The 26,240-nt window shown below is 71.5% G+C and carries 23 protein-coding genes; 9 read left to right on the plus strand and 14 right to left on the minus strand.

What is annotated here, in order from left to right:
* Positions 1–2: 2 nt before the first annotated feature.
* The 4 genes from ACIQI8_RS25550 to ACIQI8_RS25565 form a co-directional block, all read right to left on the minus strand.
* Positions 3–1,304: a hypothetical protein gene (locus ACIQI8_RS25550; RefSeq protein ID WP_402354865.1), complete on the minus strand. Its 1,302-nt coding sequence runs from the start codon at positions 1,302–1,304 to the stop codon at positions 3–5.
* A 152-nt stretch (positions 1,305–1,456) separates the two neighbouring features.
* Positions 1,457–2,380 carry an SGNH/GDSL hydrolase family protein gene (locus ACIQI8_RS25555; protein ID WP_402354867.1) on the minus strand — a complete coding sequence of 308 codons (924 nt, stop codon included), beginning with the start codon at positions 2,378–2,380 and terminating at the stop codon, positions 1,457–1,459.
* Positions 2,381–2,487: 107 nt separating this feature from the next.
* A complete protein-coding gene (locus ACIQI8_RS25560) occupies positions 2,488–4,149 on the minus strand; it encodes an ATP-binding protein (protein ID WP_402354869.1) in 1,662 nt (553 codons plus the stop codon).
* Positions 4,150–4,178: 29 nt separating this feature from the next.
* A complete protein-coding gene (locus ACIQI8_RS25565) occupies positions 4,179–4,853 on the minus strand; it encodes a response regulator transcription factor (RefSeq protein WP_402354871.1) in 675 nt (224 codons plus the stop codon).
* 248 nt (positions 4,854–5,101) lie between these two features.
* Between ACIQI8_RS25565 and ACIQI8_RS25570 the strand changes: the two genes are divergently transcribed.
* Positions 5,102–5,299: a hypothetical protein gene (locus tag ACIQI8_RS25570; RefSeq protein WP_402354873.1), complete on the plus strand. Its 198-nt coding sequence runs from the start codon at positions 5,102–5,104 to the stop codon at positions 5,297–5,299.
* Between the two features lie 84 nt (positions 5,300–5,383).
* On the opposite strand, the gene ACIQI8_RS25575 is transcribed toward ACIQI8_RS25570, so the two are convergent.
* The 4 genes from ACIQI8_RS25575 to ACIQI8_RS25590 form a co-directional block, all read right to left on the minus strand.
* On the minus strand, positions 5,384–6,259 hold the full coding sequence (locus ACIQI8_RS25575; RefSeq protein WP_402354875.1) for a geranyl diphosphate 2-C-methyltransferase: 876 nt from the start codon (positions 6,257–6,259) through the stop codon (positions 5,384–5,386).
* 44 nt (positions 6,260–6,303) lie between these two features.
* Positions 6,304–7,353, minus strand: coding sequence for a family 2 encapsulin nanocompartment cargo protein terpene cyclase (locus ACIQI8_RS25580; protein ID WP_402354877.1), 1,050 nt, complete (start codon positions 7,351–7,353; stop codon positions 6,304–6,306).
* A 16-nt stretch (positions 7,354–7,369) separates the two neighbouring features.
* Positions 7,370–8,809, minus strand: coding sequence for a family 2B encapsulin nanocompartment shell protein (locus tag ACIQI8_RS25585; protein WP_402354879.1), 1,440 nt, complete (start codon positions 8,807–8,809; stop codon positions 7,370–7,372).
* Between the two features lie 224 nt (positions 8,810–9,033).
* On the minus strand, positions 9,034–10,041 hold the full coding sequence (locus ACIQI8_RS25590) for a zinc-binding alcohol dehydrogenase family protein (protein WP_402355992.1): 1,008 nt from the start codon (positions 10,039–10,041) through the stop codon (positions 9,034–9,036).
* Between the two features lie 151 nt (positions 10,042–10,192).
* On the opposite strand from ACIQI8_RS25590, the gene ACIQI8_RS25595 reads away from it, so the two are divergent.
* From ACIQI8_RS25595 to ACIQI8_RS25615, 5 genes are all read left to right on the plus strand, one after another.
* Positions 10,193–10,993, plus strand: coding sequence for a VOC family protein (locus ACIQI8_RS25595; protein ID WP_402354881.1), 801 nt, complete (start codon positions 10,193–10,195; stop codon positions 10,991–10,993).
* Between the two features lie 283 nt (positions 10,994–11,276).
* Positions 11,277–11,972 (plus strand): ribonuclease H, encoded by a 696-nt coding sequence (locus tag ACIQI8_RS25600; protein ID WP_402354883.1) that lies wholly within the window; start codon positions 11,277–11,279, stop codon positions 11,970–11,972.
* Between the two features lie 119 nt (positions 11,973–12,091).
* Positions 12,092–13,309, plus strand: a complete 1,218-nt coding sequence (locus tag ACIQI8_RS25605) for an FAD-dependent monooxygenase (protein WP_402354885.1) — start codon at positions 12,092–12,094, stop codon at positions 13,307–13,309.
* 88 nt (positions 13,310–13,397) lie between these two features.
* Positions 13,398–14,882, plus strand: coding sequence for an MFS transporter (locus ACIQI8_RS25610; protein WP_402354887.1), 1,485 nt, complete (start codon positions 13,398–13,400; stop codon positions 14,880–14,882).
* On the plus strand, positions 14,879–15,478 hold the full coding sequence (locus ACIQI8_RS25615; RefSeq protein WP_402354889.1) for a TetR family transcriptional regulator: 600 nt from the start codon (positions 14,879–14,881) through the stop codon (positions 15,476–15,478). Before ACIQI8_RS25610 ends, ACIQI8_RS25615 begins: the two co-directional genes overlap by 4 nt.
* On the opposite strand, the gene ACIQI8_RS25620 is transcribed toward ACIQI8_RS25615, so the two are convergent.
* Both ACIQI8_RS25620 and ACIQI8_RS25625 read right to left on the minus strand, forming a co-directional pair.
* Positions 15,447–16,292: an alpha/beta fold hydrolase gene (locus ACIQI8_RS25620; RefSeq protein WP_402354891.1), complete on the minus strand. Its 846-nt coding sequence runs from the start codon at positions 16,290–16,292 to the stop codon at positions 15,447–15,449. The genes ACIQI8_RS25615 and ACIQI8_RS25620 overlap by 32 nt on opposite strands.
* Before the next feature lie 76 nt (positions 16,293–16,368).
* A complete protein-coding gene (locus ACIQI8_RS25625; RefSeq protein WP_402354893.1) occupies positions 16,369–18,138 on the minus strand; it encodes a cholesterol oxidase substrate-binding domain-containing protein in 1,770 nt (589 codons plus the stop codon).
* A 173-nt stretch (positions 18,139–18,311) separates the two neighbouring features.
* Between ACIQI8_RS25625 and ACIQI8_RS25630 the strand changes: the two genes are divergently transcribed.
* Complete coding sequence (locus ACIQI8_RS25630; protein ID WP_402354895.1) at positions 18,312–19,295, plus strand: aldo/keto reductase; 984 nt, start codon at positions 18,312–18,314, stop codon at positions 19,293–19,295.
* 148 nt (positions 19,296–19,443) lie between these two features.
* Positions 19,444–19,869: a DUF6328 family protein gene (locus tag ACIQI8_RS25635; RefSeq protein WP_402355995.1), complete on the plus strand. Its 426-nt coding sequence runs from the start codon at positions 19,444–19,446 to the stop codon at positions 19,867–19,869.
* Positions 19,870–19,904: 35 nt separating this feature from the next.
* Here the strand turns inward: ACIQI8_RS25635 and ACIQI8_RS25640 are convergent, their stop codons facing one another.
* A complete protein-coding gene (locus ACIQI8_RS25640) occupies positions 19,905–20,558 on the minus strand; it encodes a DUF2238 domain-containing protein (protein ID WP_402354897.1) in 654 nt (217 codons plus the stop codon).
* Between the two features lie 92 nt (positions 20,559–20,650).
* Positions 20,651–21,667, minus strand: a complete 1,017-nt coding sequence (locus ACIQI8_RS25645) for a hypothetical protein (RefSeq protein ID WP_402354899.1) — start codon at positions 21,665–21,667, stop codon at positions 20,651–20,653.
* Between the two features lie 192 nt (positions 21,668–21,859).
* Between ACIQI8_RS25645 and ACIQI8_RS25650 the strand changes: the two genes are divergently transcribed.
* A complete protein-coding gene (locus ACIQI8_RS25650) occupies positions 21,860–23,299 on the plus strand; it encodes a serine hydrolase domain-containing protein (protein ID WP_402354901.1) in 1,440 nt (479 codons plus the stop codon).
* A 23-nt stretch (positions 23,300–23,322) separates the two neighbouring features.
* On the opposite strand, the gene ACIQI8_RS25655 is transcribed toward ACIQI8_RS25650, so the two are convergent.
* A complete protein-coding gene (locus tag ACIQI8_RS25655) occupies positions 23,323–24,969 on the minus strand; it encodes a serine/threonine protein kinase (protein ID WP_402354903.1) in 1,647 nt (548 codons plus the stop codon).
* A gap of 186 nt (positions 24,970–25,155) precedes the next feature.
* Positions 25,156–26,115, minus strand: coding sequence for a threonine/serine dehydratase (locus ACIQI8_RS25660; protein ID WP_402354905.1), 960 nt, complete (start codon positions 26,113–26,115; stop codon positions 25,156–25,158).
* Positions 26,116–26,240 lie beyond the last annotated feature (125 nt).

Below are 26,240 nucleotides of genomic sequence, written 5' to 3' on the forward strand. Positions count from 1 at the left end.
CCCTACCCCTCGGTGGCCTCCGGCGGCCGGCCCGACCCCTCCGTGTCCGCGGCGAGGGCGGCCCGGCCGCCGGCCGCCAGCAGCGCGAGCACGGCGAGGACCGCCAGCAGGACCAGGGCGAGGAGCATGACGGTCAGGACCGTCGGGTCGTTCCACAGAGCGAAGACCAGGGCCACCACGAGCAGCGCGCCCAGCGTGATCCAGCGGCGGTGCGCCTGGGCCAGGGTTCCGGCGCGTCCGGCATGGATCTGGTGACCGTACGCCCAGATCGCCGCCCTGTCCGCGGTGCGGTCGGACGTTCCGCGAACCGCGACCGGCAGCCGGCCGGGGCCGATCAGATAGGCGCCCAGCGCGATCACCACGCCCAGGACGACGGCCGTGCGCAGGCTGACCCGCAGGAAGCGGAGCAGGGTGTCGAAGATCGCTGCCGCCGCGGCCCGTGACTGGATCTGCGCCGGAAGATGGTCGAGGTAGTACCGGCGGGCCACGACGAGGGCGATCCCCACGAGCAGCGCCGCGAAGGCCGCGCCCAGCGCGGTACGGGCCAGCGCGCGCCGACGTCCGCGCGCGAGCAGCACCCCCGCCGCGCCGAGTACCACCAGCAGGACGGGCAGCCAGTTGCCGACCACGTCCAACAGCCGGGCGCCACCGCGGATGCGATCCAACTGGTCGGACCGCAGGAGCACCAACTCCTTCTCCACCTGCGGGATCCTGCCGGCCGGCGTCAGTCCCTCGGCCACCAGCTCCTTCTTCACCTGGTCGACGGCGGCTCCGACGTCCAGCGTGACCGTGTCCTGGTCGACGCCCACCGGGCCCCGGCCCTCGCCGGTCAGGGCGTGCACCACGGCGGCGTGGGCGGTCCGGTTGGCGGATGTCCACACCTTCGCGAAGGCGTCGCTGCGCACGACCCGGGTGACCACCTTCTTCACCGCCTCGTGCACGGCGTCGTCCACCTGGGGACCCAGCATCCGCACGGCGGCCGCGGCCCGGGGCGGCAGCCCCTGCGACTCCAGCCAGGTGGAGATGTCCCCGACGGCCTGAGTGCCGTCGATGCGCACGGCCACGGCGTCGGTGATCCGACGGACGGCCGCGTCCCGCACGCCGGGGCGGGTCGCCAGCGGGGACACGGTCGCCACGTATCGGTCGGTGTCGAGGGCGATGTCGTGCATCCAGGTGGCGAGCAGGGCGACCGGGACCAGGAGGCAGGTCAGCACCAGGAGGACCGCGGAGGCGGTGGCGCGGGCGATCCGACCGGGTCGGGCCGGACGGGATCCACGCGAACCGGGATCCTGCGGGACGCTCATGGGGCCTCCCGGTTCCGTCCGGCCGTCCGCTGCCCCCATTCCCGCCGGAGCTCAGAGCGTCGGCACGCCGGGAGGGGCTGTACGGGCGAAGCACCGCAGGCCGCCGCACCCCTCCGCCGGCACCTCGGCGATCACATGCCGGGAGTTCGGCGCTACGACACGTCCTCGCCGATCACCCGCGTGATCTCGCGGCCGATCCGCAGGATGCCGGGGGAGCGGACCGGGCACGGCTTCGGTGTGGACGTGGTCGGGGCCAGACAGAAGTGCAGGTAGTCCTTGCCGAGGTGCAGGGCCGTCCGGTCGTTGCCGGGATCGGTGCAGTAGGAGGGGTGTTCGTGCTCGTAGGCCGTGCACGGCAGGTTCTGGGACCAGGTGTAGCGGGCCCCGGCCGGACTCACCGCGGCGCCCGCGTCGGCGACGAGGTCGCCCGAGGCGCCGGCCTGCTTCTCGTAGAGGGCGTTCACCCGCCGGACGCGGTCCGGCGTGATGGGGTCGGGGCCCTGGAGCACCCAGACGATCTTCGGGCGCCGGGCCCCGCCCGCGTCGGCGATCTGCTGGGTGAGCCTGCGCATGTCGGCCTCGTAGCGCGCGAAGTACGTCTTCGGGGAGGCGTCGTAGGTGATCCCGTCCATGCACCAGGTGTAGGCCCACGCGTTGCCCCAGAACTGCAGCACCACGTAGTCCGGATGCCGCTCGCGGACCAGCGCCGCCGCCTTGGCGGAGTCGGGGACGAGCGACTTCTCGCCGGTGCCCTCCAGGTAGTCGCACGGTGTGGTGCCCGAGTACGGGGCGCTGGTGTACGTAGCTCCCAGATCCCGGCGGAGTTCCTGGCCGAGTACGTTCTGGGCCTCCATGGCGAGGGAGTCGCCGAGGTAGAGGACCCGGGGTGCCACGGCGGGACGGGCGCGTGGCGAGGCGGACGCGGGCGCCTGCTGGGGCCGGTGCGTGGTCGCGGCCTCCGTACCCGGGAGGGTCGGGGTCGGCGGCGCCTCCTCCGGTCCGGACGAGGGGTCCCCGCACGCGCCGAGCAGCAGCACTGCGGACAGCAGTGCTCCCACGATCCACGGCTTCCGCATGCAGCAACTCCCGCCCCGGAGCCCGAAAACGGCTCACCAGGCAAGCACAGCGGAGCACCAAGGGGAAGACGTACAGCGGGGGTTGAGGCCTTGCCGAGATCCTCGGGTCAGGTCTCGCCGAGGTGCTCCAGGAGGCCGAGCAGGTCCGTCAGGGGCAGCGGCTTGGTCAGGTGGGCGTCGAAGCCCGCCGCCCGTGACAGCGCGCGGTCGGTGCCCTGGCCGAAGCCGGACACCGCGATCAGACGGGGGCCGGCGCCGTCCGGCCGGGACCGCAGGGCGCGGGCGATCGCGTAACCGTCCGTGTCCGGCAGCCCCAGGTCGCACAGGACCACGTCGAAGTGACGTGACTCGGTGGCGGACAGGGCGTCGGCGCCCGTGTGCACCGCGGTGACCCGGTGGCCCTGGCGTTCCAGCAGGGTGCGGTAGGTGGCGGCCAGGTCGGTGTTGTCTTCGACGATCAGGATCGACAGGGCGCGCGCGGCGGTGCGCGGGGGCGCGGGGCGGGGCTGCTGCGGAGCCGTGGAGTCGATGGTCGGCAGGCTCGCGGTGAAGGTGGCGCCCTTGCCCGGTCCCTCGCTGTGCGCGGTGATCCCGCCGCCGTGCAGCTCCATCACCGTCCGCACGACCGCGAGCCCGAGTCCCAGGCCCTCCGGAGTGTCCGGACCGGCCGGGACCGCCCGCATGAACACCCCGAACAGCTCCTCCGCCTGGGCGGGTTCGAATCCGATGCCGTCGTCGTGCACGGTCAGGCGGGCCCGGCCGTCCCGGGCGGTCAGACCCACCTCCGTGTGACCGCCGGGGCGGGTGTACTTGAGCGCGTTCGCCAGCAGGTTCGTCAGGACCTGGGCCAGCCGCAGCCGATCGCCGTCCACGACCACCGGGCCGGGCGGCAGGACGATGCCGAGTGTGCGGCCCTCGTGCTCGAACAGGCCGTGGATGTCGGCGCACGCCCCGTCGACGACCGACCGCAGGTCGACCGGCTCGCGCACCAGCTCAAGGCGCCCGGTCACCGCCCGCGTGCCGTCCAGCAGGTCGTTGCTCATCCGGGCCAACGTGCCCAGCTGCCGTTCCAGGACGGACAGCGCCGGGTGGCCGTCCGGGAGGTCGAGGGCCAGCAGCTCGGTCGCTGCGGACGCGGCCGCCAGGGGGTTGCGCAGCTCGTGCGAGAGCGTGGCGATGAACCGATCCTTGGCCCGCTGCTCCTCCCTCAACCGCCGCCCCGCCGCGTCCAGTTCGGCATTGGCCCGGCTCAACTGCTCGTTCACCTCACGGATCTCCCGCGCCCGCACGAACAGGTCGATCTCCATGCCCTCCGCCCGCATCTGCGCGTCCGCGACCGCCCGCCGCTGCTCGCGCCCCACCTGGCGCAGATGCACGAACTCCGTGACGTCCTCGACCCGATGGATGATGAAGAGGACCCGCCCCTCGGCGTCGACGACCGGGGAATTGACGGGACTCCAGTACCGCTCGGCGAAGACTCCCTCCTCACTCGTCGGGATGTCGTAGCGCTGCAGTGCCATCGTGTCCGTACGTCCGCTCGCCCGGACCGTCTCCAGCGACCGCCGCAGATTGGCGACCCCGTCCGCCGACGGGTCCTCCGGGTTGTCGGGGAACACGTCGAAGATCAGCCTGCCGACGATGCTCCGCTCGGTCCGGGTGGCGCTCAGATAGGCACGGTTCACCTCGACGATGGTGAAGTCGGGGTCCAGGATGAGCAGCGGGGACAGGGTCGCGTCGAACAGGAGCCGGAAGTCCGGGACATCGGGCACGTCGGACCTCCGGGGGCCAGTGCGCGGACTCAAGGGTCGAGGCGGTAGCCGTAACCGCGGACGGTGGTGATGCGCGGGGCCGGCGGAGGCAGGTCCGCGAGCTTTCCGCGCAGCCGGTACACGTGCTCGACCACCGTCGCCGGCTGCTGCCAGGACGAACCCCAGATCCGCTCCAGCACCTGCGCGGCCGAGAACACCCGGCCGGGCGCCGCCGCCAGCATCTCCAGCAGCGCGTACTCCTTGGGGCGCAGGACCAGGTGCACCTCCCCGGCGGACGCCAGCCGGGCCGCGATGTCGACGCGCAGCGAGCCGACCTGGAGCACCGTCGCGGTGTCCGGCGGCTGCGAGCGGCGCAGCACGGCGTGGATACGGGCCACCAACTCCCGCTGGGAGAACGGCTTGACCAGGTAGTCGTCCGCGCCGATCTCCAGGCCCGCCACCCGGTCGGCCTCCGCCGCGCGCCCCGAGACGACGATGACCGGCAGCCGGCTCGTGGACCGCAGCGCGCGCAGCAGTTCGAGCCCGCTGCCGTCCGGCAGGCCCAGGTCGAGGACGGCCAGATCGACACCGCCCTCGTACAGCACGGACTTTCCGGCGCGGGCGTCCATGGCCCAGGTGACGATGAATCCGGCGCGTTCCAGATAGGAACGGCACATCAGTGCGAAGTCGGGCTCGTCCTCGATCAGGGCGAGGTGCGGACGCATTCCGCATCACCCGGCCCATCTGCCGCCCGCTCGTTGTGTCGCTGATGAGCGGCCGTTGATGCCCCGACCATGTGGCGAAGGTAGAACAGAAATCGCCCACGGTTCAAGGGGGAGCCGACCGGGGGGAGTCCCGGCGCGGGCCGGTGCGGGGCGGGGATGGAGCAACCCCCGCACCGGCCCGTGTCGGGGCACGCGGGATACGCAGGGAACGGGGACCGGGACACGTGCACGAGAACACTCCGGAACCCGTGAGCAGGGCCTGCCGGCCACCACCCGCCGACGAAGGCCCGCTGCCCACTGCCGGCGGACTGCTCCTCGCCGAACTGCACGGCGACATCGACCTCGCCGACACCATGGAGCCGCGCGGCCGGCTGGACTCCGTGGTGGCGCTGCGCGCAGCGGCGTACATCGTGGACCTGCGGCCCGTGACCTTCGTGGCTCACTGAAGCTGTTCGATCCGGCGACCACCTACCCGCAAGCGGTGTCCAGGGTCACCGGAACGAGTGGACGCCACGGAGACTGACCGGAGTTCAGACCCGGTCGGCCGCGATCAGCAGATACTGGAAGCTGCCGTTCTCGTACGCGCTCAGGAACGTGTCCTCGATGCCCGTGACCAGATGGCCGGCCTCCTTGCGCAACTCCCAATAGGGGATGGTGTCCGCGGTGAGGTCCTGCACATGGACCGGGACGAGACGGTTGCGGGCCATCGCCCGGAAGTACTCCGAGCGCGGGTGGATGTCGCAGATGTAGTGCGCGTTGATGAGGGACACCTCGCGCGAGGCCCGTCCGTAGGTGTCGTTGTAGCAGCCGGTGACGACGACGTACCGGCCACCGCGGCGCAGCAGCCGGGCGTGCTCGGCGAACAGCAGCTCCAACTCCACGTACATCGTCGACTCGTTGTTCCACGACGCCGCGTACGCGCCGGTCGGGAAGCCGGTGTCGAGCATGTTGCGGTGGTGGTAGCGGACCTTGTCGTCGATGTTCCGCCGCTGAGCCTGCTCGTTGGCGAACGCGGCCTGCTTCGCGGAGATCGTCACGCCGTCGGCGTGGCAGCCGTAGCGCAGGTTCGCCACGACGCTGCCGCCGCCGCGCCCGCAGCCGGCGTCGAAGACACGGTCCGAGGGGGTGAGCGGGCCCAGGTGGGAGGCGAGCAGTTCGGCCTGTGCGTGCTCGAGTCGGTGCAGTTCGGCGGTGATCCGCTCCCGCCGCAGCGCCTCGTCGGGCTCTTCGAGCACCGACCGGTCGGCGGGTCCGACGCCGTAGTGGTGGTGGTAGAGGTCGTCGATCCTGCCGAGTTCCAGGTTGACCGGGTTCTCCTCGGCGTTCCAGTAGTCCGCGACACGGGTCTGGTACGTGGACTGGGTCGGCACCGGAGCGTTCCGGGTACCGGCGGCGGCGATGGTCAACGGTGACTCCTCTTTGTCCTGCTGATGGTTCATCGGCGCTGCGCCTACCAGTAGTTGGGGAGGTGGTAGCGGTGGGTGTTGGTGGCGTGCCACTCGTGGTTGCCGGCCACCCAGTCGGACAGGCCCTGGGCGTAGCGCTCCACGAGCGGGGAGACGGCGGCCAGGACCGCGGACTCCTCCTCGAACGCGGCCATGATCTCGTTGTGGATCTCGACGGCCTTGAGATAGGCCGCCTTCAGCCCGCACCGCTCGTTGGCGGCGATGACCTGCGGGAGGTTGAGGTGGGTGGGATCGCCGGCCAGTTCCTTGGTGAAGGAGTACAGGTCGTTGACGATCGTCGTGGCGTTGCACGCGAGCGCCGTGATCCGCTGGATCTCGGGACGGGCGTGGACCGGCTCGGGCAGTTCGTAGCCGTCTACCGCGTCGATGATCGACAGACAGGGCCGGAAGTTGTTGAACTGCCGCATCACCAGGTACTCCCACACCTGGGGCACGAACCGGGTCTCCGCCCAGGCGGCCTCGGCGAGGTAGCCCAGGTGCAGGCGGGCGATGTCGTGGACGAAGCGGTCGGTCTGGCTGGGCGTGGCGAAGCCGGCGTAGTCCTTGACCGCCCAGTGGTACGAGCGCAGCGGTCCGTCGGCCTGCATGCCCTCGCGCCACTGGGCCTCCAGCGCGGGTGTGCCGTGGTACGGGTCGATCGCCGACTGGGCCAGGATCAGCGGCCCCCCGAGCCCGCGGCGCGAGGCTCCGCGGCCTTCGTCCTCCTCGCAGTAACAGCTGTCGACGAGGTTCTCGGCGAGCAGCAACTCCCCGGCCACGGTGAGCCGTTCGAGATCGAGCGCCCCCGGATGCTGAAGCACCACGGCCCGGCCGAACTGGAACCCCGAGAAGTCCCCCTTCCACGCGGCCGGGAACAGGTCGAGGCCGCGGGCCCAGGCCTCGAGCCGGCGGTCGACCTCGGCGACCTTCTCCGGATCGGCGGGGACGGCGGGCCGGTACCTGAGCCCCGGAACCGCCCCGGTGCGCCGGGAGTTGACGCTCCGGGCGAGATTCGGCGGGCCGGGCAGGGACGGTGCGGACGTGCGCGTGCTCATTGCGTACTCCACCGGGTCAGTCGGCCGTCCGGCCGATCTGGACGTTCTCCAGGATCCCGGCCGCGTCGGGCACGAGGATGGCCATCGAGTAGTAGGCGGTGACCAGGTAGCTGATGATCGCGGCGGTGTCGATGCCCATGAACCGCACGTTCAGGCCGGGTTGGAACTCCTCGGGAATGCCGGTCTGGTACAGCCCGACCACTCCCTGGTCGGCCTCGCCGGTGCGCAGCGCGATGATGCTGCTGGTGTGCTGCCGGCTGACCGGGATCTTGTTGCACGGGAAGATCGGCACACCGCGCCAGGCGGGGACCTCGTGCCCGTCGACGCTTGCCGTGCCCGGCACCAGACCGCGCCGGTTGCACTGCCGGAAGAAGGCCGAGATCGCCTTCGGATGCGCCAGGAACACCTTGGTCTTACGGCGCATGGCGAGCAGTTCGTCCATGTCGTCCGGCGTCGGCGGACCGGTGAAGGTGCTCACGCGCTGGCCGTAGTCGACGTTGTGCAGCAGCCCGAACTCCCGGTTGTTGACCAGCTCCCACTCCTGGCGCTCGCGGATCTCCTCCACGGTCAGGCGCAGTTGCTGCTCGGTCTGGTTCATCGGGTCGTTGTAGAGGTCGGCCACGCGCGTGTGGACCCGCAACACGGTCTGGGTGAGCGAGAGTTCGTACTCGCGCGGCGCGAGGTCGTAGTTGACGAAGCCGCCGGTGATCGTCGGCTCGCCCACATGGCCTGCCTGCACCGGCACATCGGCCTCGCCCTTGCGGTTCATCGGCAGCCGCTGCGACTCGGCGTACGCCTCCAGGTGCTCGGCGAGCGACGCCACGCGGTCGGTGAACTCCCGGACCACGTCCCAGGGGAGGACGAGCAGCACGCCCGAGGTCTCCGCCCGTACCGAACTCAGCCACAGCGGATCGGACTGCCCGATGGCCTCGTCGCCCATCTGGTCGCCGTCGGCGACCACCCCGAGGATCTCCTCCTCGCCGTACTTGCCCGCCGTGTAGCGGGTGAAGCGGCCGTGGACGATCAGATAGGTCTCCGTGACCGGCTGCCCGGCCTCGAACACGACCTGCCCGGCCCGCACTTCGCGCACCCGGAACCGGGTGGAGATCTCCCTGAGGACATCGATGTCCTGGTACCCGCGCAGCACGGGCAGTTCGGTGAGCGTCTCGGGGATGACCTTGATGTCGTCGGCGCCGTTCTGCTCGAAGTGCACCCGGCCGCGTCCGATCCGCAGCTGGCGGCGCCGGTTGACCCGGTAGGTGCCGCCCTTGATGTCCACCCACGGCAGGGACTTGAGCAGCCATCGCGAACTGATGGCCTGCATCTGCGGTTCGGACTTGGTGGTCGTGGCGAGCTGGCGCGCCGCCTGCGTGCTGAGACTGGTGGGTTCGGCCGCCGCGTCTGCGGGAGCGGGTTGGTCGGAGACGGGGTCGGTGACGCTTTCGGGGGCGGACACATTCCCTCCCTGAGGGTGTACAGGGGTGAGCGGAGTGGTCGGAGGTGAAGGCGACGAGACGGTGGCTGACAGGTACGCACCGCCTGTACAAGGCAACAGGGGCGGTGATGGGCCCGGTACAGCGCGAAGGGGGCGGCTTCGCGTCCCCGAGGCGCAAACTCCCGGATTGGGGCAGGCAGTTGGAGGCACCGCGCTCGCGCGCCGGTGCGTGCCACCCGTGGCGCTCAGAACAGGTCGTTCACCAGTACGGCGGCACCGTCGAAACGGCCCGCTTTGAGGTCGTTCAGCGCCTCGTCGGCCCGGGAGAGGGGATACGTGTGCGTGGTGGCGCGTACGCAGTGCCGGGCCGCGAACTCCAGGAACTCCCTCGCGTCCGCACGGGTGTTGGCGGTGACGCTGCGCACCTGCTTCTCGTAGAACAGCTCGGTCTCGTAGTGCAGCGGTGGTGTGTCGCTGAGGTGGATGCCGGCGACGGCCAGGATCCCGCCGCGGTCCAGGGCGCGCAGGGCGACCGGGACCAGGTCGCCGACCGGGGCGAACAGGATCGCGCTGTCCAGCGGCTCCGGCGGGCTCGCGTACGCGTCCTGCGCGGAGGCGGCGCCCAGGTCGAGCGCCAGTTGCCGGGCGGCCGTACCGCGGGTCATGACGTGCACGCGGGCGCCCTCGGCAAGTGCCACCTGCGCGCACAGGTGGGCGCTGCCGCCGAAGCCGTACAGGCCCAGGCGGCCGCCCGGCGGCAGGGCCGCCCGCCGCAGCGCGCGGTAGCCGATGATGCCGGCGCACAGGAGTGGGGCGAGGGCCACGTCGTCGACCCCGTCGGGGAGCCGGTGGGCGAAGGCGGCGGGCACGGTCGTGTACTGCGCGTAACCGCCGTCCGCATCCCAGCCGGTGTACCGCGACGCCGGGCACAGGTTCTCGGCCCCGTGCGCGCAGTACCCGCAGGTCCCGTCGGTGTGGCGCAGCCAGGCGACGCCCACCCTGTCGCCCACGGCGAAACCCTCGACCCCGGCCCCGGACCCGGCGACCACGCCGACCACCTCGTGCCCGGGTGTCACCCCCGGCCGGTGCACCGGCAGATCGCCCTCGGTGACGTGCAGATCGGTCCGGCACACCCCGCACGCGCGCACGTGCACCAGCAACTCGTCTGCACCGGGCACCGGGACCGCCTTCTCGACGAGCCGGAGCGCCCCTTCCCCGACCGGCCCCGGCTCGACCACCGACCACGCGCGCATCGTCCCGTCCGCCATTCCGCACCCCGTCCACCGCGTCGAAGGGCCTTGTGTCCAGTCTGGGACGGACCGCCCGGTTCGGCGCGCGCCCGGCCGGACGGATGACTAGCGTGAGGAAACGGACCAGCCACCGATTCGGGAGAGGGCCGCGATCATGGCCGTACAACCTGAGGGAACCCCCTGTTGGGCCGATGCGATGTTCGGTGACGTCGAGGGCGCCAAGAGCTTCTACGGCGATGTCCTCGGCTGGACCTTCGGCGAGTCCTCGTCGGAGTACGGCAACTACACGCAGGCCTACGCGAACGGAAAGGCCGTTGCCGCGGTCGTCCCGCCGATGCCCGGCCAGGAGGGCCAGTCGCAGTGGTGCCTCTACCTCGCCTCCCCGGACGCGTCCGCGACCGCCGGCCGGATCCGGGAGAACGGCGGCGAGGTCCTGATGGAGCCCATGCAGGTCGGTGAGTTCGGCAGCATGTGCCTGGCGCGCGACCCGAGCGGTGTCGTCTTCGGCATCTGGCAGGCCGGCATCCACGAGGGCTTCGAGGCGACGCCCGACCAGGCCGGGGCGTACTGCTGGGCCGAGGTCTTCACCCGCGAACCCGAGAAGTCCGACGCGTTCTTCCCCGCCGTCTTCGGTTACACCGCCAAGCAGGTGCAGGACGACAACGTCGACTTCCGCATGTACGACCTCGGTGAGACCACGGTCCTCGGCCGGATGCGGATGACCGACGAATTCCCGCCGGAGGTACCGCCGTACATCAACGTCTACTTCACCGTCGACAACTGCGACGACGCGGTCGCCAAGGCCACCAAGCAGGGCGGCGTTCTCCGATTCGGGCCGATGGACAGCCCGTTCGGCCGCTTCGCCTCGCTCAGCGACCCGCAGGGCGCGAACTTCTCGGTGATCGACATCACGACCACGGCGGGGGAGATGCCGCAGAGCGTGGACGTCTCGTAGGGGCTGTCGTTTGGATCAGGTCGGCTGTGAGGTGCGGTGTCTCTTGGCCGAGTCGAGCGGGGTCTGGTGCGTGCAGCTGCAAGGCGGAGGAGGGAGTCGACGCGATGGGGGTCCCCCCGGCCGAGCGAAGCCGAGGCTGGGGGAGTCGGCGACTGACGACAACGCGGCTGGGGGTCCCCCCACGCCTTTAAGGCAGTGGGGGAGTGCGTGCCAGGGCCCGCGACGCCGGGCTGATCCAAACGACAGCCCCTGGGCCCGGCCGGACGCGCGGCGCGGCCATGGCATGATCGGGCGCATGGGTGAACGTGTGGTGGCCGCGTGCGACGGCGCTTCGAAGGGAAATCCGGGTCCCGCGGCCTGGGCCTGGGTCGTCGCGGACGAGACGGAGACCGTGACCCGCTGGGAGGCGGGACCGCTCGGCAGGGCCACCAACAACGTCGCCGAACTCACCGCGCTGGAACGCCTGTTGACGTCGACCGACCCGGACGTGCCCCTTGAGGTGCGGATGGACTCGCAGTACGCCATGAAGGCGGTCACCACCTGGCTGCCCGGCTGGAAGCGCAACGGCTGGAAGACCTCGGGCGGCAAGCCCGTCGCCAACCAGGAACTGGTCGTCCGCATCGACGAACTGCTCGCCGGCCGCACGGTCGACTTCCGTTACGTCCCCGCCCACCAGGTCGACGGCGACCCGCTCAACGACTTCGCCGACCGCGCCGCCAGCCAGGCCGCCGTCATCCAGGAACCCGCGAGCAGCGACCTCGGCTCGCCCGTACCGCCGCCCTCCCCGGACACCCCCAAGTCGAAGGGCGCCCCGCGCCGCAAGACTGCCGCTGCCAAGCCACGCGGCGGCGCCGCGCGCACCATCAAGGCCAAGTTCCCCGGCCGCTGCGCCTGCGGCCGCGCCTACGCCGCAGGGGAGCCCATCAGCAAGAACGGACAGAGCTGGGGCCACCCGGAGTGCGCCACGGCCGAGGCCTGACGGGTCAACGTCCGAGCCGTATCACCCCGACGGGCTGACGCGTCCCCGAGCGGCCCTGACCCGTACCCGCCTCCTGCTACTCTGCGTTGCCAATTGACCGCATTGGGTAGCTCATAGGGGTGCGTGTGAAGGTCGCCTGCGTCGGCGGCGGGCCCGCCGGCCTGTATCTCTCGATCCTGCTGAAGAGGCAGGACCCGTCCCACGACATCACCGTGTACGAGCGCGATCCGGAGGGCTCGACCTACGGCTGGGGCGTGACCTACTGGCGCGGACTGTTCGACAAACTGCACGCGCTCGACCCCGAGTCGGCACGCGCCCTGTCCGAGCACTCCGTCACCTGGAACGAGGGCACCGCCCGCGTCCGCGACCTGACCACCCGGCAGCCCGGCGACGACGGCTTCGGCATCGGCCGGCACCGGCTCCTGGAGATCCTCGCCGCCCGGGCCCGATCGCTCGGCGTACGGCTCGAGTTCGAGCACGAGATCACCGAAGGGAACCTGCCCGACGCCGACCTGGTCGTCGCGGGCGACGGCGTGGGCAGCGCGCTGCGCACCCGGCACGCCGACCACTTCGGCACCGAGCTGAAGCCCGGCCGCAACCACTACATCTGGCTCGGCACCAGCAAGGTCTTCGACTCCTTCACCTTCGCCTTCGTGGAGACCGACCACGGCTGGATCTGGTGCTACGGCTATGCCTTCAGCCCCGAACGCAGCACGTGTGTCATCGAGTGCGCCCCCGAGACCTGGACCGGCCTCGGCCTGGACACCGCGAACGAGGCCGACGGCCTTGCCCTCCTGGAGAAACTCTTCGTCGACGTCCTGGACGGCCACGCCCTGATCGGCCGCTCCACCGGCGACGGCAGCGCCCAGTGGCTCAACTTCCGCACCCTCACCAACCGCACCTGGCACCGCGACAACCTCGTCCTCGTCGGCGACGCCGCCCACACCACGCACTACTCGATCGGAGCCGGCACCACGCTCGCCCTGGAGGACGCCATCGCACTGGCGGCCGCGCTGCGCGAGCACCCCGAACTGCCCGACGCCCTCGCCCACTACGAGCGGGAACGCAAGGCGGCCCTCCTGTCCATCCAGAGCGCGGCCCGCTACAGCGCCCAGTGGTACGAGAACCTGCCCCGCTACATGCATCTGCCGCCGGAGCGGATGTTCGCCCTGCTCGGCCAGCGCCACTCGCCGTTGCTGCCCTATGTCCCGCCCCAGCTCTACTACCGGATCGACCGGGCCGCCGGTCGGCTGGAGGCGCTGCGCAGGTTCAAGCGCTGGCTCGGACCGAAGGTCGCCCGCACGGTCCACGCGCGGGCTCTCGCCTCCCGAAAGTAGGCCGGGCGGCGGAAAATCTTTGGGTGAATGGCAATTCACCGGTTATGGTGAATTGCCATTCACCCTTTCTTGTGCCTGTGGAGTGCCGATGGACCAGCCCGGACCGATAGCCGAGCCCTCCGCCCGGAGGGCCCCGCGGGACCGGCTCGCGATCCCGGTGCTGGCGTTCGGCGGCATCCTCATGGCCGTCATGCAGACAGTGGTCGTCCCCCTGCTGCCCGACCTGCCCCGCCTGACCAACTCCTCGGCGGGCGCTGTCTCCTGGCTGGTCACGGCGACCCTGCTGTCCGGCGCCGTCCTCACCCCTGTCCTCGGCCGGGCCGGCGACATGTACGGCAAACGCCGGGTGCTGACCGGCGCCCTCGCCCTGATGACCGTCGGCTCGGTGATGTGCGCCCTGTCGTCCGACATCGTCGTGCTGATCGCGGCCCGCGCTCTGCAGGGTGCCGCCGCCTCCGTGGTCCCGCTGTCGATCAGCATCCTGCGCGACGAACTGCCGCCCGAGCGGCGAGGCTCCGCGGTGGCCCTGATGAGCTCGACCGTCGGCATCGGCGCCGCCCTCGGCCTGCCGCTGGCCGCGCTCGTCGTGCAGTACGCCGACTGGCACACCATGTTCTGGCTGACCAGTGCCCTGGGCGCGCTCGGTGTGGCGGGCGTGTGGTGGGCGGTCAAGGAGTCGCCCGTACGGCAACCGGGCCGCTTCGACACACTGGGCGCCCTCGGGCTCGCCGCCGGACTGGTGTGCCTCCTGCTCGGGGTGTCCCAGGGCGGCCAGTGGGGATGGGGGAGTCCTTCGGTGCTGGGCCTCTTCCTCGCCGCCGTGACCGTCCTCGGCCTGTGGTGGTGGCAGCAGCTGCGCACCGAACTCCCGCTGGTGGACCTGAGGTTGGTCTCCCGGCCGCGCGTGGGTCTGTCGCATGTGGCGGCCCTGCTCACCGGGTTCGCCTTCTACGCCAACTCCCTGGTGACCGCCCAGCTGGTGCAGGCGCCGAAGGCCACCGGATACGGGCTCGGGCTGTCGATCGTGGCCACCGGCCTGTGCCTGCTGCCCGGCGGCATCACCATGCTGCTGTTCTCGCCCGTCTCGGCCCGCATCTCCGCGTCCCGCGGTCCACGGATCACGCTCGCCCTCGGGGCCGCCGTCATCGCCTGCGGCTACGCGGTACGCATCGCCGACAGCCGTGACCTGTGGATGATCATCCTGGGCGCGACGGTCGTCGCCACCGGCACCACCCTCGCCTACTCGGCGCTGCCCACCCTGATCCTGCGCGCGGTCCCGGCCGAGCAGACCGCTTCCGCCAACGGCGTCAACGTCCTGATGCGCACCATCGGCCAGGCCGTCTCCAGCGCGGCCGTCGCCGCCGTACTGGTCCACCACACCAGCCTCGTCGGCGGCGCCCCCGTACCCACCCTGCACGGCTATCTGCTCGCCTTCGGAATGGCCGGCGCCATCGCGCTGGCCGCCAGTGCCGCGGCCCTGACCATCCCCGGTGACGACCCGGCGTCCGACGGGACGAAACAGACCCAGGACCGCACCCGGAGCAGCCGGGACGAGGCGTTGGAGGGAGCATGAGTGCCGTGAGCACTCCTCCCACCGCGTCCGCTCGCCGGGACGCCGAGGCGACCAAGGCGGCCATTCTCAAGGCCGCCCGGTATCTGCTGGCCCGGCACGCCCACGGCGACATCACGCTCAAGGCGGTCGCCGAGCGGGCCGGCGTCAGCGCGCCGCTGATCCTCAAGTACTTCGGCAACAAGGACGCCCTCTTCGCCCGCGTCATGTCCTTCGAGGCCGACGCGGACGTGCTGCTGGACGCCCCCCTCGACGAACTCGGCCGGCACATGGTCCGCCACGTGCTGTTCAGCCAGTCCCGGCAGGGCGCCGACCCTTTGCTGCGGATCGTGTTCGCGCCTCTGCACGGCGAACAGGGCGACATCCTGCGCGCCAACTTCCGCACCCAGGTGACCCAACGCCTCACCGCCCGCCTCGACGGCCCGGACGCCGGCCTACGCGCCGAACTGGCCGTCGCCGCCCTGCTCGGACTCGGAGTGATCTACGGCATCGCCCGCGGCACCGAACTGCGCCGGGCGACCCTGGAGGACGTCGTGGACCGCTACGCGCCCGCGGTGCAGACGCACCTCACGCCGGGCCCAGGAACCCGGCAGTCGTAGCCACGAACCGGTCGGGATCGTCGAGCCATGGGAAGTGACCGGCGCCCGCCTGCACCACGACCTCGGCCTTCGGCAAGAGCCCGGCGAGTTCCCGCACCACGGGCGGCGGCGAGTTGAGATCGACCTCGCCCGCGAGCAGCAGAACGGGCGCGTCGAGGCGGCCGAGCGCGGCCCTGGTGGCTTCCGGATCGAAGGCCCCCTCAGCGCCGTAGGCCGCCGCCGCCTCCTGGTTCCTCTGGTCCTCTCCGGCGGCCTGATGCGCCTGCGCGGCCGTGTCCCAACGCCCGTGGAAGAACGGCGATACGGCCGCCCAGTGCTCGGCCGCGGCCCGGCCCGCGCCGATCTCCCCCAGCGCCTCGAAGGCCGTCGCGAACCACGGCTCGTCCCGGCGCAGCAGGGCGGTCTCCCGCCGGAGCTCACCGGAGACCGGGATCCCGACGGCGTACACACTCGGCGTGATCAGCGTCAGACTGCGCACGCGCTCCGGACTGCGGGCGGCGTACAGCAGCGCCAGGTTCGTGCCGGCGGAGTGCCCGAACAGGTCGAGACGGTCGAGGCCGAGGTGCTCGCGCAGCGCCTCCACGTCGTCGACCTGACGGTCGCAGCGGTACGAGGACGCGTCGTCCGGCGTCGCGGACTCGCCGGTCCCGCGGAGGTCGAGCAGGACGAGCTGCCGGTGTGCCGACAGGCCGCCGAGGTCGCCCAGGTAGGCGGAGGCCTGCATGGGGCCGCCGGGGACGCAGACCAGGGGCGGGCCCTCGCCGGTCACGTGGTAGGCCAGGCGGGTTCCGTCGGGCGCGGAGAAGGCAGGCATGATCACGACCTTCTCAGCGCCCGCCGGACGACCGCAAATGCTTATCTCGGTGGCAACGGCCCGGCGCGACGGCCGATCAGCGCAGCAACCGGTCGAGAAACGCGTTCCCGAAGACGCCGTGCGGGTCCAGCCGGTCCAGCATCCCGGCCGCCTGCCCCCACGTGCTCTCGCCGAACGAGGCCGGCACCACCGTGCTCAGCACCTCGTCGTCGCTCCAGACCGCCTCGTCCGTATAGGCCCAGCCCTTCGACCACTCGACCCGGGTGAGCGCGTGCTGGCCGTCGTGGGCGGTGAGGAGGAACTGTTCCAACTCCCGCAGGAAAGCCTCCGCATGGGGTGTGCCGGGCAGCGTGAGGACGTCGAACCAGACGGCCGTGTCCCACTCGGGGTGCGCGTCACTCCGGCGGAGCGCCGAGAGCAACGGCGCCCGGGCGCCGTCCAGTTCGACGTCGTCCGGGTCGTCGAGGCCGGTCACGCGGATCTCCACCGAGCCGTTGACCGGGAAGCGCCCCTGAGCCGCGTACGCGGTGAGGCGCTCCCGGTAGAAGGACGTGAACTCCGCGACCACGCGCTGCACTTGGGCCCGGCTGGTGAGCACCGCGTATCCGTTCGCGGTGACCCTCAGGGTGGTCGGTCTGATGTAGAGCAGCGTGTTCTTCGACGGCCCCCAGATGTCGGCGGACAGCGTCGTCACCAGGCCGAGCGCGGCCACGTCGAACTGCGCGTTGCCGAGGACCGGCGCCAGATACCAGGCCGCGCCCGAGACCATCCGCCCGACCAGGTCCGCCACCAGGGTCGGGACGTTGTCGGAGAAGGGGTAGTTGTACGGCGAGGTCACGCGCCGTGAGGTCAGCGGCCGGGTGGGCGACACGCTCCACACCTTCAGCCAAGGGACTTCGGTGAAGGCGAACCAGATCGCCTCCACGCGCCCCGACTCGTCGAGGAAGCTCGCGAGGGTGCGCCCGCCGGAGCCCGGCGCGGCGAAGAGTTCGGCGGCCGGGATGTCCGTGCGGCTCACGCACCGCAGTTGCGCGTTCGCGCCGACGCGCAGCACGACCTCGGTCACCAGTGAGCGGCCGAGGTGGGTGAGCAGCGCGGCACAGTCCGCCTCGTCGCGGCGGTACGTCCGAAGCACGTACGCGCGCGTGTCCTCGTCCCACACCACGGCGGTCAGCGACAGCACGAGGTTGCTGAGCGAGCCGTAGGTGTGTCCTGGCGTCCGCCGCTCGCCCCGCGCCGGTACGGCGGTGCCGTGCGCGTCGATCGCCAGGGCGCCACCGAGGGTGAGGTCACCGGGGGCGGGCGCGGCGGTGACCCCGAGCCCGTGCCCCTCCAAGTAGGTGAGCAGGGCCTCCAGGGTGACGCCGGTGCCGGCGCGGACAGCGGTCCGCGAGTCGAGGGCGAGGCCGGTGAGGTGCGGTGAGGTGTCGACGAGGAGCACGGGCGCGCCCGACGGCGTGCCCTCGCTGATCGTCAGGGGCGACCAGCCGTGCGCGGCTCCACGCGCGCGTACCGTCCAGCCGTGCCGCCAGGCCCAGTTGACGACGTCGACCACCTGGTCGGGCTCCCTCGGGGCGCAGGCCCAGAGTCCGTCGGCGGTGATCTCGCCGGCCCAGTTGCGGTACGCCGAGCGGTACAGGTCGACGTCGGCGGGGAAGTCCGGCAGCTCCTGTGCCGCCGTCGCCGGATCCGCCGCGATCAGGACGGGCACGGTGGCCAGCGCGGCGGCACCGAGCAGGACGTCTCGGCGGCTCCAGGAGGGGTCTGCGGTCGGGGCACCGGACACAGCGCCGGACGGAGCACGGGACGGGTCGCCCGAAGGGGTGCCGGGCGCTAAGTTGCTCATTGAACGGTCAGTCACGGCCACACGCTAGGGCGCCGTTGACACGTGCCGTCCATTCGTCGAATCCCATCACCCGTGTGAGTGACAGATTCCTGGGCGTGACACCGGAGCGAGCGGATCCGCGCACCGGAGCAACCGGTTCCGCGGATGTCGGTGACGGATGACAGACTGACGCCATGGACGAGCGCACTTTCGGTAGGTCGGGTCAGCAGGCATCCGTCGTCGGTCTCGGCACGTGGCAGCTGGGTGCCGACTGGGGAGACGTCGACGACAAGGAAGCCCTCGCGGTGCTGGAGGCCGCGGCCGAGTCGGGGGTGACCTTCTTCGACACGGCCGACGTGTACGGCGACGGACGCAGCGAGGAGACCATCGCCGGCTTCCTGCGCGGCCGACCGGACCTGCACGTCCTGGTGGCCACCAAGATGGGCCGCCGGGTCGACCAGCTCCCGGAGAACTATGTTCTCGACAACTTCCGCGCGTGGAACGACCGTTCGCGGCGCAACCTCGGTGTGGACCGCATCGACCTGGTCCAGCTGCACTGCCCGCCGACCGCCGTCTACTCCTCGGACGAGGTGTTCGACGCCCTGGACACCCTGGTCGCGGAGGAGCGCATCGCCCAGTACGGCGTCAGTGTGGAGACCTGCGCCGAGGCGCTGACCGCGATCGCGAGGCCCGGCGTGGCCAGCGTGCAGATCATCCTGAACCCCTTCCGCATGAAGCCCCTGCGCGAGGTGCTCCCCGCGGCCCGCGAGTCCGGCGTCGGTATCGTCGCGCGCGTGCCGCTCGCCTCCGGGCTGCTGTCGGGCAAATACACCAAGGACACCGTCTTCGCGGAGAACGACCACCGCACCTACAACCGGCACGGCGAGTCCTTCGACGTCGGCGAGACCTTCTCCGGCGTCGACTACACGACCGGGGTCGAGGCCGCCGCCGAGTTCGCCGCCCTGGCCCCCGAGGGATACACGCCCGCCCAGCTCGCCCTGCGCTGGATCATCCAGCAGCCGGGCGTGACATCGGTGATCCCCGGCGCCCGCACCCCCGAGCAGGCCCGCGCCAACGCCTCCGCCGCCGGGCTCCCGGAGCTGACCGACGAGACGCTCGCGGCGATCGCCGACCTCTACGACCGGCGGATCAAGGAGCAGGTCGAGAGCCGCTGGTAGCCGGACCTGGGAAGGTCACCGTTCTCGGGGTACTCGGGTGAGGAGAAGAGCAGGCCGACGCCAACCGGGAGGACAAGTGACCGATCCGCAGGCCGACCACGAACGGGCCGATGGACGCGACGAGACCGAGGCGGAGCGCGCCGACCGGATGTGGGGCGAGCTGATCCAAGAGATCCGCGTCGCCCAGACCGGCGTGCAGATCCTCTTCGGCTTCCTGCTCACCGTCGTGTTCACGCCGCGCTTCGTGGACCTGAGCCAGGCGAACGAGACGATCTACATCGTGACCGTCGTCCTGGGCGCCTGCGCCACGGGCGCCCTGATAGGACCGGTCTCCCTGCACCGATTGGTCTCCGGTCGACGGGTCAAGACGCAGGCGGTGCGGTGGGCGTCCCGGCTGACGCTCGTCGGGCTGTCCCTGCTGTTCGCCACCATGATCGCCGCTCTTCTCCTGGTCCTGCGCGTGGCGACGCACGACCACTACGTGCCCTATCTGGTAGCGGGTGTGGCGGCCTGGTACGTGCTGTGCTGGCTGGTCCTGCCCCTGTGGACCCGGCACCGCTACACGGTCGAGTGACCGTCCGCCAGAGCCGGTCGACCGCCCGCTGCCCGCTACTGGACCTGCCGGCCGTCCCCGTCCAGGGCGGCCAGCTGCCGGTCGTGCACCCGGCTCAGCACCAGTACCGACACCGTGGCGCCGATCAGCGCGCAGAACATGTCCCACTGCGTGTCCCACACATCGCCCTGCGTGGCCAGGAAGGCGTCCGCCGCCTGCCCGCCCACCACGGCCGACAGCCACTCCAGCATCTCGAAGACGGCACTGAAGGCGAGGCACGCGCACACGGTCAGCGGAGCGAGCCAGCGGCTGCCCCGCAGCGGTGACGTGCGGCTGAGCAACTCCCGTACCAACACGGCCGGTACGAAGCCCTGCATGAGGTGCCCGAAGCGGTCGTACGGATTGCGGTCGAGGCCGAAGGTGTCCCGTACCCAGTCGCCCAGCGGCACTTCCGCGTACGTGTAGTGACCGCCCACGGCCAGGACGAGCGCGTGCGCGGCGAGCAGGCAGCACAGCAGGTTCGTCAGCGGGAAACGGCGCCGGGTGAGCACGACGATCGGCAGCCCCACCAGCACCCACACCGTCTCCAGGAACCACGTCGTGGGGTCCTTCGCGCCCCAGGCCGACACGGCGAGGCCCACGGCCACGACGCTGGCGAGCACGGCGGGCAGGTGCTGTCGGGGGACGGTGGGGTGCGCGAGCGTGGTCATGGGGGCTCCTCCTGGTGGGAGCCCCCATCGTGGCGGGACGGCCGGGCGGTGACATGAGTACGGCTACTCAGCCCCGCCCGGGTACCAGCACCTCAGTTCCGCGCCTCGCGCAGGGCGGTGATGGCCGTGGCGATGGCCTGCTGGAGTTCCTCCAGGCGCTGGACCATGTCGTCCTCGACGAACTCCTGCACATCGTCGAAGGTCAGCTCCTCGAAGACCTTCGTGGCCTTCTGCAGGCTGCTGTAGAACTTTGTCCGCCGCTCCTGGACGCGCAGTTCGGGATCGGTCTCCACAGCCTCGACGACGAGTGACTTCATGGTGTCGTAGGCCTCGGTGGCCCACTCGCCGGTGTCCTCGTCCTCCTCCAGCTCGTCGAGCAGGGACAGGTGGCGCTCTGCTTCCTGGCGCAGGTCGACGGGCGCGTCGACGGTCTGCCCCGCGGGCGTCTTGATCTGGCCCGACTCGGCGATCTGGCGCACGTATCCGATCCGGTCGGCCGACCGGGACTCGGTGGCGACGGCCTTCTTGAGGTCGTCGGTGCGCACCACGTCACGGGCCAGCTCCGCCTGGAGCTCCGGGTCCTCGCGCACACGGTCGAGCAGGGCCTGGCGGGCGGCGCGGGCCGTGGAGGGGTCGGCGAGGATCGCGGCGCGCAGTGCGGTCGGGTTCTCGGCGACCTCCAGCGCCTTCGTCGGGCGGATGCCCTCGGCCTCGGCGGCCTCGGTGATGGCGGTGCCCCGCTCGGAGGTGGCGCTGTTGCGGGAGGCGTAGTAGGTGAGCCACAGGTCGGCGTCGGGCAACTCGACGTCCTGGCCCGGCGCGAGGGCCTCGAACTGCGGGACGACACCGTCGTCGGCGGCCCGGTCCCAGGCCTTGTAGTAGCGCATGACGCGGTCGGCGGAGCAGCCGGCCAGCTCGGCGAACTCCTTCGCGGACACCTTCGGCGTCTCCTCCGCGCCCTGGCCGCCCGGCCGCACGCTGCGCGCCACCATCAGGCCGAAGGCCCAGCCGCCGGTCCTGGCGTAGACGCCGAACTCGCGCGCGTCCCGCGCCACGAGGTCGGACAGGGGCGCGGCGGACGTCTCGGTCGGGTCGATCGCTAGGGTCACGGATGACTCTCCTGTGCACGGCGGATGGGGAGGGAAGCTGCAGTCCGGAAGCCTAGCCGCACGCTCGGCGATGGCTCGGCAGGCCTGTGCCTCGGCGTGCTCCTCGGAGTGGGGCCGGGCCTGTGCCTCCGCGTGCTCCTCGGAGTGGGGTCGGGCCTGTGCCTCGGCGTGCTCCTCAGGGAGGATGCCGTCATGAGTGATCGCCCGCTGCCCACCGCCGCCCCCGCCGCCCAGGGCGTCGACGCCACCGGCGTCCACGCCTTCCTCGACGCCCTCGAAGCCGACCCCGCCATCGAGCCGCACAGCCTGATGATCATGCGGCACGACCGGCTGGTGGCGTCCGGTTGGTGGGCGCCGTACACGCCCCAACGCCCGCATCTCCTCTACTCGTTGAGCAAGAGCTTCACCTCGACGGCCGCCGGGCTGGCCGCCGGCGAAGGGCTGCTCGACTTCGACGATCCGGTGATCTCGTACTTCCCGGAGTTCGAGGCCGACATCACCGACCCGCGCAGCCGCGCGATGCTCGTGCGGCACGTGGCGTCCATGGCCAGCGGACACGAGGCCGAGACCCTGGACCGGGCGATCGCGAACGACCGCGACGAACTGGTGCGCGGCTTCCTGCTGGTGCCGCCCGAGCGTGAGCCGGGCAGCGTCTTCGCCTACAACCAGCCCGCCACGTACACGCTCGCCGCGATCGTCCAGCGCGTGACCGGCCAGTCGCTGACGGAGTACCTGCGCCCCCGGTTGCTCGACCCGATCGGCATCGGCGAGGTGGCGTGGCTGCGCGACCGGGCCGGCCGCGAACAGGGCTTCAGCGGACTGCACGCCACGACCGACGCGATCGCCCGGCTCGGCCAGTTGTACCTGCGGGACGGCGTTTGGGAAGGCGAGCGACTACTGCCCGAGGGGTGGGTCGCCGAGGCCACGCGCGTGCACGTCGACAACGGTTCCGGTACGCCCGAGGCGGCGCTGTCGGACTGGCAGCAGGGCTACGGCTACCAGTTCTGGAGGGCGCGGCACGGATACCGGGGTGATGGGGCGTACGGGCAGTTCTGTCTGGTGCTGCCCGAGCACGACGCGGTGATCGCGACGACCGCCGCCACCGAGGCCATGCAGCGGGTGCTCGACCTGGCCTGGGAGCACCTGCTGCCGGCCTTCGGCCCTGAGCCGCTGTCCGGCCGGGAGGAGGCGGACACGGCCCTGGGGGAGCGGCTGGCGCGGCTCGCGCTGCCGCCGGCCGCGGGCAAGTCGTCGCCGTCGGCGGGGGACCGGGACTGGTCCGGCGCCGAGTTCACGCCCGAGGGCGGTGTCTGCGTCGACCAGCCGAAGGTGACCGGGGTCGAGGTGACGGCCGACGCGGACGGCTGGACGCTGGGCCTCACGGAGGACGGGCACCGGCTGGATCTGCGCGTCGGGGACGCCGGTTGGGCCGTCACCGAGGAGACGCCGCCCACCGCCGTGAGCGGAGGATGGACCGACGCCGACACCCTCGCGGTCGACGTGCTGTTCCTGGAGACACCTCACCGGCTGGCGGTGACGTGCTCGCTGCCGGATCGGACGTTCACGGCGAAGTGGCGTACGACTCCGCTGCAGAGGCTTCCGCTGCGCGCGATGCGGGCGCCCCGGCCGTAAGCCCGAAGGGGGCGCCCCGGTGGTCAGTCCGACGTCACCCGGAAGGTCTTGAGGAAGGTGTCCAGGGACTGCCGGTTGGCGCCGTCGTCCCAATCGGCCGCCGGCGTCGTCCAGCGCAGCGAGAAGCCGCGGCCACCGCCGAGCAGGAAGCCGCGGCCGAAGGTCTGCACCTGTGTGCCGTCGACATCGGAGAGCCACTCCATGTCGGCGGCCTTGTGCCCCTGGTACGTCGTCGCCTCGATGTCGCCGATCCGCCGGAACCCGGCGGTCTGCTGCTTCAGCACCGGCTCCACGTCGTCCCGCCACACGGCGACGGGATCAGGACCGACCACTTCGCTGTAGGTCACGGCGAGCGTGCGCGGATCGTCGTCGGCGCCGAAGGTCACGCGGACCGAGTCGCCGCCGCCGTTCTGGGTCTCCAGCCGTTTCCAGCCGGCGGGGAGGGCGACGGAGAAGCCTTCCGGCGCGGTGTAGCGGCGGAAGCCGGCCGGCAGACCCGTGGCCGAGGCGGAGACCGTGGGGGAGGGAGAGGCCGAGGGTGATGCCGAGGGGGAGGCCGGCGGCGAGGTCTTCGGTGGTACGGACGCGGGTGGCGCCGAGGCTCTGCCGTCGGTGCGCTCACCGGCCGCGGAGACGTCGGCCGAGGCGGACGGCCGGGCCGCCGAACCGGCCTGAGAGTCGTTGATGCCGGGCAGTTGATGGGTCGCGGCGAGTACGGCGACGGCGACCGTGCCCACGGCCAGGGCGGTGCCGACGGCGATGGAGGGCCGGCGCCAACTCGGCACGGCGTGCACCGCGGCGACGTAGACATCCCGCAGTCCGTGTCCCGAGCCGCCGCGCACGGTCGCTTCCGGCTCCTCGGTGAGGACGCGGCTGAGGGCTTCGCGCACCACCGGCCGGGTCAGCCGTTCCCTGGAGTTCTTGCGGAGCAGTCCCTGCACGGTCTGGGTGAGGGGGCCCGCGCGCACGGGGGAGCGCAGCGGCAGCTTGTCCACGCCCTTGAGCGTGGCCTCGGGCCGGTCCCGGTCGCGGAACGGCGGGCGCCCCTCGATCATCGTGTAGAGCATCGCGCCGAGAGCCCACAGGTCGGCGGCAGGGCCGATCCGCTGGTCTCGGGCCTGCTCGGGCGAGGCGTACGAGGGTGCGGTGAGCCGGGGCGCGAGGGTGGCCCCCGCGAGGCCGAAGCCGGTGATCACGATCGGCCCCTGGTCCTGGACGTACACCTGGCCCGGGCTCAGCTCGCCGTGCGTGATGCCCTCGGCGTGCGCGACCTCCAGCACGTCGAGCAGCTCCAGCGCGATGCGCGCGGCCCGTACATAGTCGAACGGGCCCTGCTGTTCGAGGAGTTCGCCCAGCGGGGTGCCGTCGATCCATTCGCTGACGGTCCACAGGGCGCCGTTCTCCTCGACGGCGTCGACGACCGTGGCGACGCGGCCCGGGCACAGGTGTCCCATCGTCTCCGACATCCGGATGATGCGGGCGGCGCGGGGAACGGCCTCGGGGTCCGGATCGTCCGGGAGTCCGATCTGCGTGAGGAGATAGGGGCGTTGGGCCTCGACATCGTTGCCGTACCAGCAGAGGCGATTCGTCTCGCGCTGGACGACATCGACGAGCCGGTACCTTCCGGCGACCAGCTCGTGCGTGAAGACGTGCGCCTTGACCATGGTCATCCCTCGCTGAACCCGGGTGTTCCCCTTTCCCAGAAGTACGGCGAGTGGGCCTCGGTATGTTCAAACATTCCGCGACCAAAGGGCGGCGGCTGCCTTTTGTTCATGCGGAGTCAGGTATTTCCATAGAGCCGGATTGACCTGACGGATATTCAACCCGGCTTCAACTGGTCGATGGGTAAAGGGAATTCAGCGCAGCCCGAAGCGGTCCGCCCATGCCACCACGTCACCCGCCGTCGCGTTGCCCCCGCACACGACCAGTCCGATCCGCGCGTTGTCGCCGACCCGTTCGACGACCTGCCGGGCCGCCGGCAGCAGACATCCGGCGGCCGGTTCGGTCCACACCTTGGCGTGCTCGGCGAGATCCAGGACGCCCCGCACGGCCTCCCGGTCGGGCACCACGAACACCTCCTCGACCAGCGCGGAGACATGGTCGTACGTCAGTTGGGACACGGTCGGCGCGCAGAGCGTCGTCACGATCGAGGACGGGTCCACCGGCACCGGGCCGCCCGCCGCCAGCGCCCGCGACATGGCCTCCGCGCCCTCGGTCTCCACGCCCCAGACCCGCACACCCGGCCGTAGCGCCCGGAAAGCCGCCGCCACACCGGCGATCAGCCCGCCGCCCCCGATGCTGACGACGACGTCCGTGAGGTCACCTGCGTCGGCGGCGAACTCCAGCCCGACCGTGCCCTGCGCGGCGATGACGACGGCGTCGTCGAAGGGGTGCACCGGCGTGAGGCCCTCCGCCGGCAGCCGCGCCATGAGCGCGAACGCCTCGGCCATGCCCTCCGTCAGCCGCACCGACGCCCCGGCGGCCTCCGCGATCTCGATCGAACGCGCGGGAGCCGTGCGCGGCATGATCACGGTGGCCTTCACGTCGAGCGCCGCGGCCATCACCGCCAGGGCGATACCGTGGTTGCCGCCGCTGACCGCCACGACCCCGGCCGCCCGCTCCGCCTCGCTCAGCGAGAGCAGCTTCGCCGTGGCACCGCGCGCCTTGAAGGACCCCGTGCGCTGCAGCAGTTCGAGCTTGGCGGTGACCGGAACGCCGAGCAGGTCGGACAGGCCCGGGCTCGCCACCGTGGGCGTCCGTACGACATGCCCGGCGATCCGCTCGCCCGCGGCTTCGATGTCCGAGATCCCGATCACGACACTCACCCTCCCGGCACGGGGTGAAGGTCCGCGCCGCTTGCACCCTGACCCGACGAGCGGCCGCAGGTCAACACGGATTTTCCTACGGTGGGGAGGGCGGCCCGGCTGTGCTCGTACCGAAT

The organism is Streptomyces sp. NPDC092369 (genome assembly GCF_044755245.1).
Lineage (GTDB): Bacteria > Actinomycetota > Actinomycetes > Streptomycetales > Streptomycetaceae > Streptomyces.

Excerpts from the sequence above, each read along its gene's own strand:
- ACIQI8_RS25550 (WP_402354865.1), bottom strand. The coding sequence starts at position 1,304 with ATGAGCGTCCCGCAGGATCCCGGTTCGCGTGGATCCCGTCCGGCCCGA.
- ACIQI8_RS25555 (WP_402354867.1), bottom strand. The coding sequence starts at position 2,380 with ATGCGGAAGCCGTGGATCGTGGGAGCACTGCTGTCCGCAGTGCTGCTG.
- ACIQI8_RS25565 (WP_402354871.1), bottom strand. The coding sequence starts at position 4,853 with ATGCGTCCGCACCTCGCCCTGATCGAGGACGAGCCCGACTTCGCACTG.
- ACIQI8_RS25580 (WP_402354877.1), bottom strand. The coding sequence starts at position 7,353 with ATGAGCACGCGCACGTCCGCACCGTCCCTGCCCGGCCCGCCGAATCTC.
- ACIQI8_RS25590 (WP_402355992.1), bottom strand. The coding sequence starts at position 10,041 with ATGCGCGCGTGGTCGGTGGTCGAGCCGGGGCCGGTCGGGGAAGGGGCG.
- ACIQI8_RS25595 (WP_402354881.1), top strand. The coding sequence starts at position 10,193 with ATGGCCGTACAACCTGAGGGAACCCCCTGTTGGGCCGATGCGATGTTC.
- ACIQI8_RS25600 (WP_402354883.1), top strand. The coding sequence starts at position 11,277 with ATGATCGGGCGCATGGGTGAACGTGTGGTGGCCGCGTGCGACGGCGCT.
- ACIQI8_RS25610 (WP_402354887.1), top strand. The coding sequence starts at position 13,398 with ATGGACCAGCCCGGACCGATAGCCGAGCCCTCCGCCCGGAGGGCCCCG.
- ACIQI8_RS25615 (WP_402354889.1), top strand. The coding sequence starts at position 14,879 with ATGAGTGCCGTGAGCACTCCTCCCACCGCGTCCGCTCGCCGGGACGCC.
- ACIQI8_RS25620 (WP_402354891.1), bottom strand. The coding sequence starts at position 16,292 with ATGCCTGCCTTCTCCGCGCCCGACGGAACCCGCCTGGCCTACCACGTG.
- ACIQI8_RS25625 (WP_402354893.1), bottom strand. The coding sequence starts at position 18,138 with ATGAGCAACTTAGCGCCCGGCACCCCTTCGGGCGACCCGTCCCGTGCT.
- ACIQI8_RS25630 (WP_402354895.1), top strand. The coding sequence starts at position 18,312 with ATGGACGAGCGCACTTTCGGTAGGTCGGGTCAGCAGGCATCCGTCGTC.
- ACIQI8_RS25635 (WP_402355995.1), top strand. The coding sequence starts at position 19,444 with ATGTGGGGCGAGCTGATCCAAGAGATCCGCGTCGCCCAGACCGGCGTG.
- ACIQI8_RS25640 (WP_402354897.1), bottom strand. The coding sequence starts at position 20,558 with ATGACCACGCTCGCGCACCCCACCGTCCCCCGACAGCACCTGCCCGCC.
- ACIQI8_RS25650 (WP_402354901.1), top strand. The coding sequence starts at position 21,860 with ATGAGTGATCGCCCGCTGCCCACCGCCGCCCCCGCCGCCCAGGGCGTC.
- ACIQI8_RS25655 (WP_402354903.1), bottom strand. The coding sequence starts at position 24,969 with ATGACCATGGTCAAGGCGCACGTCTTCACGCACGAGCTGGTCGCCGGA.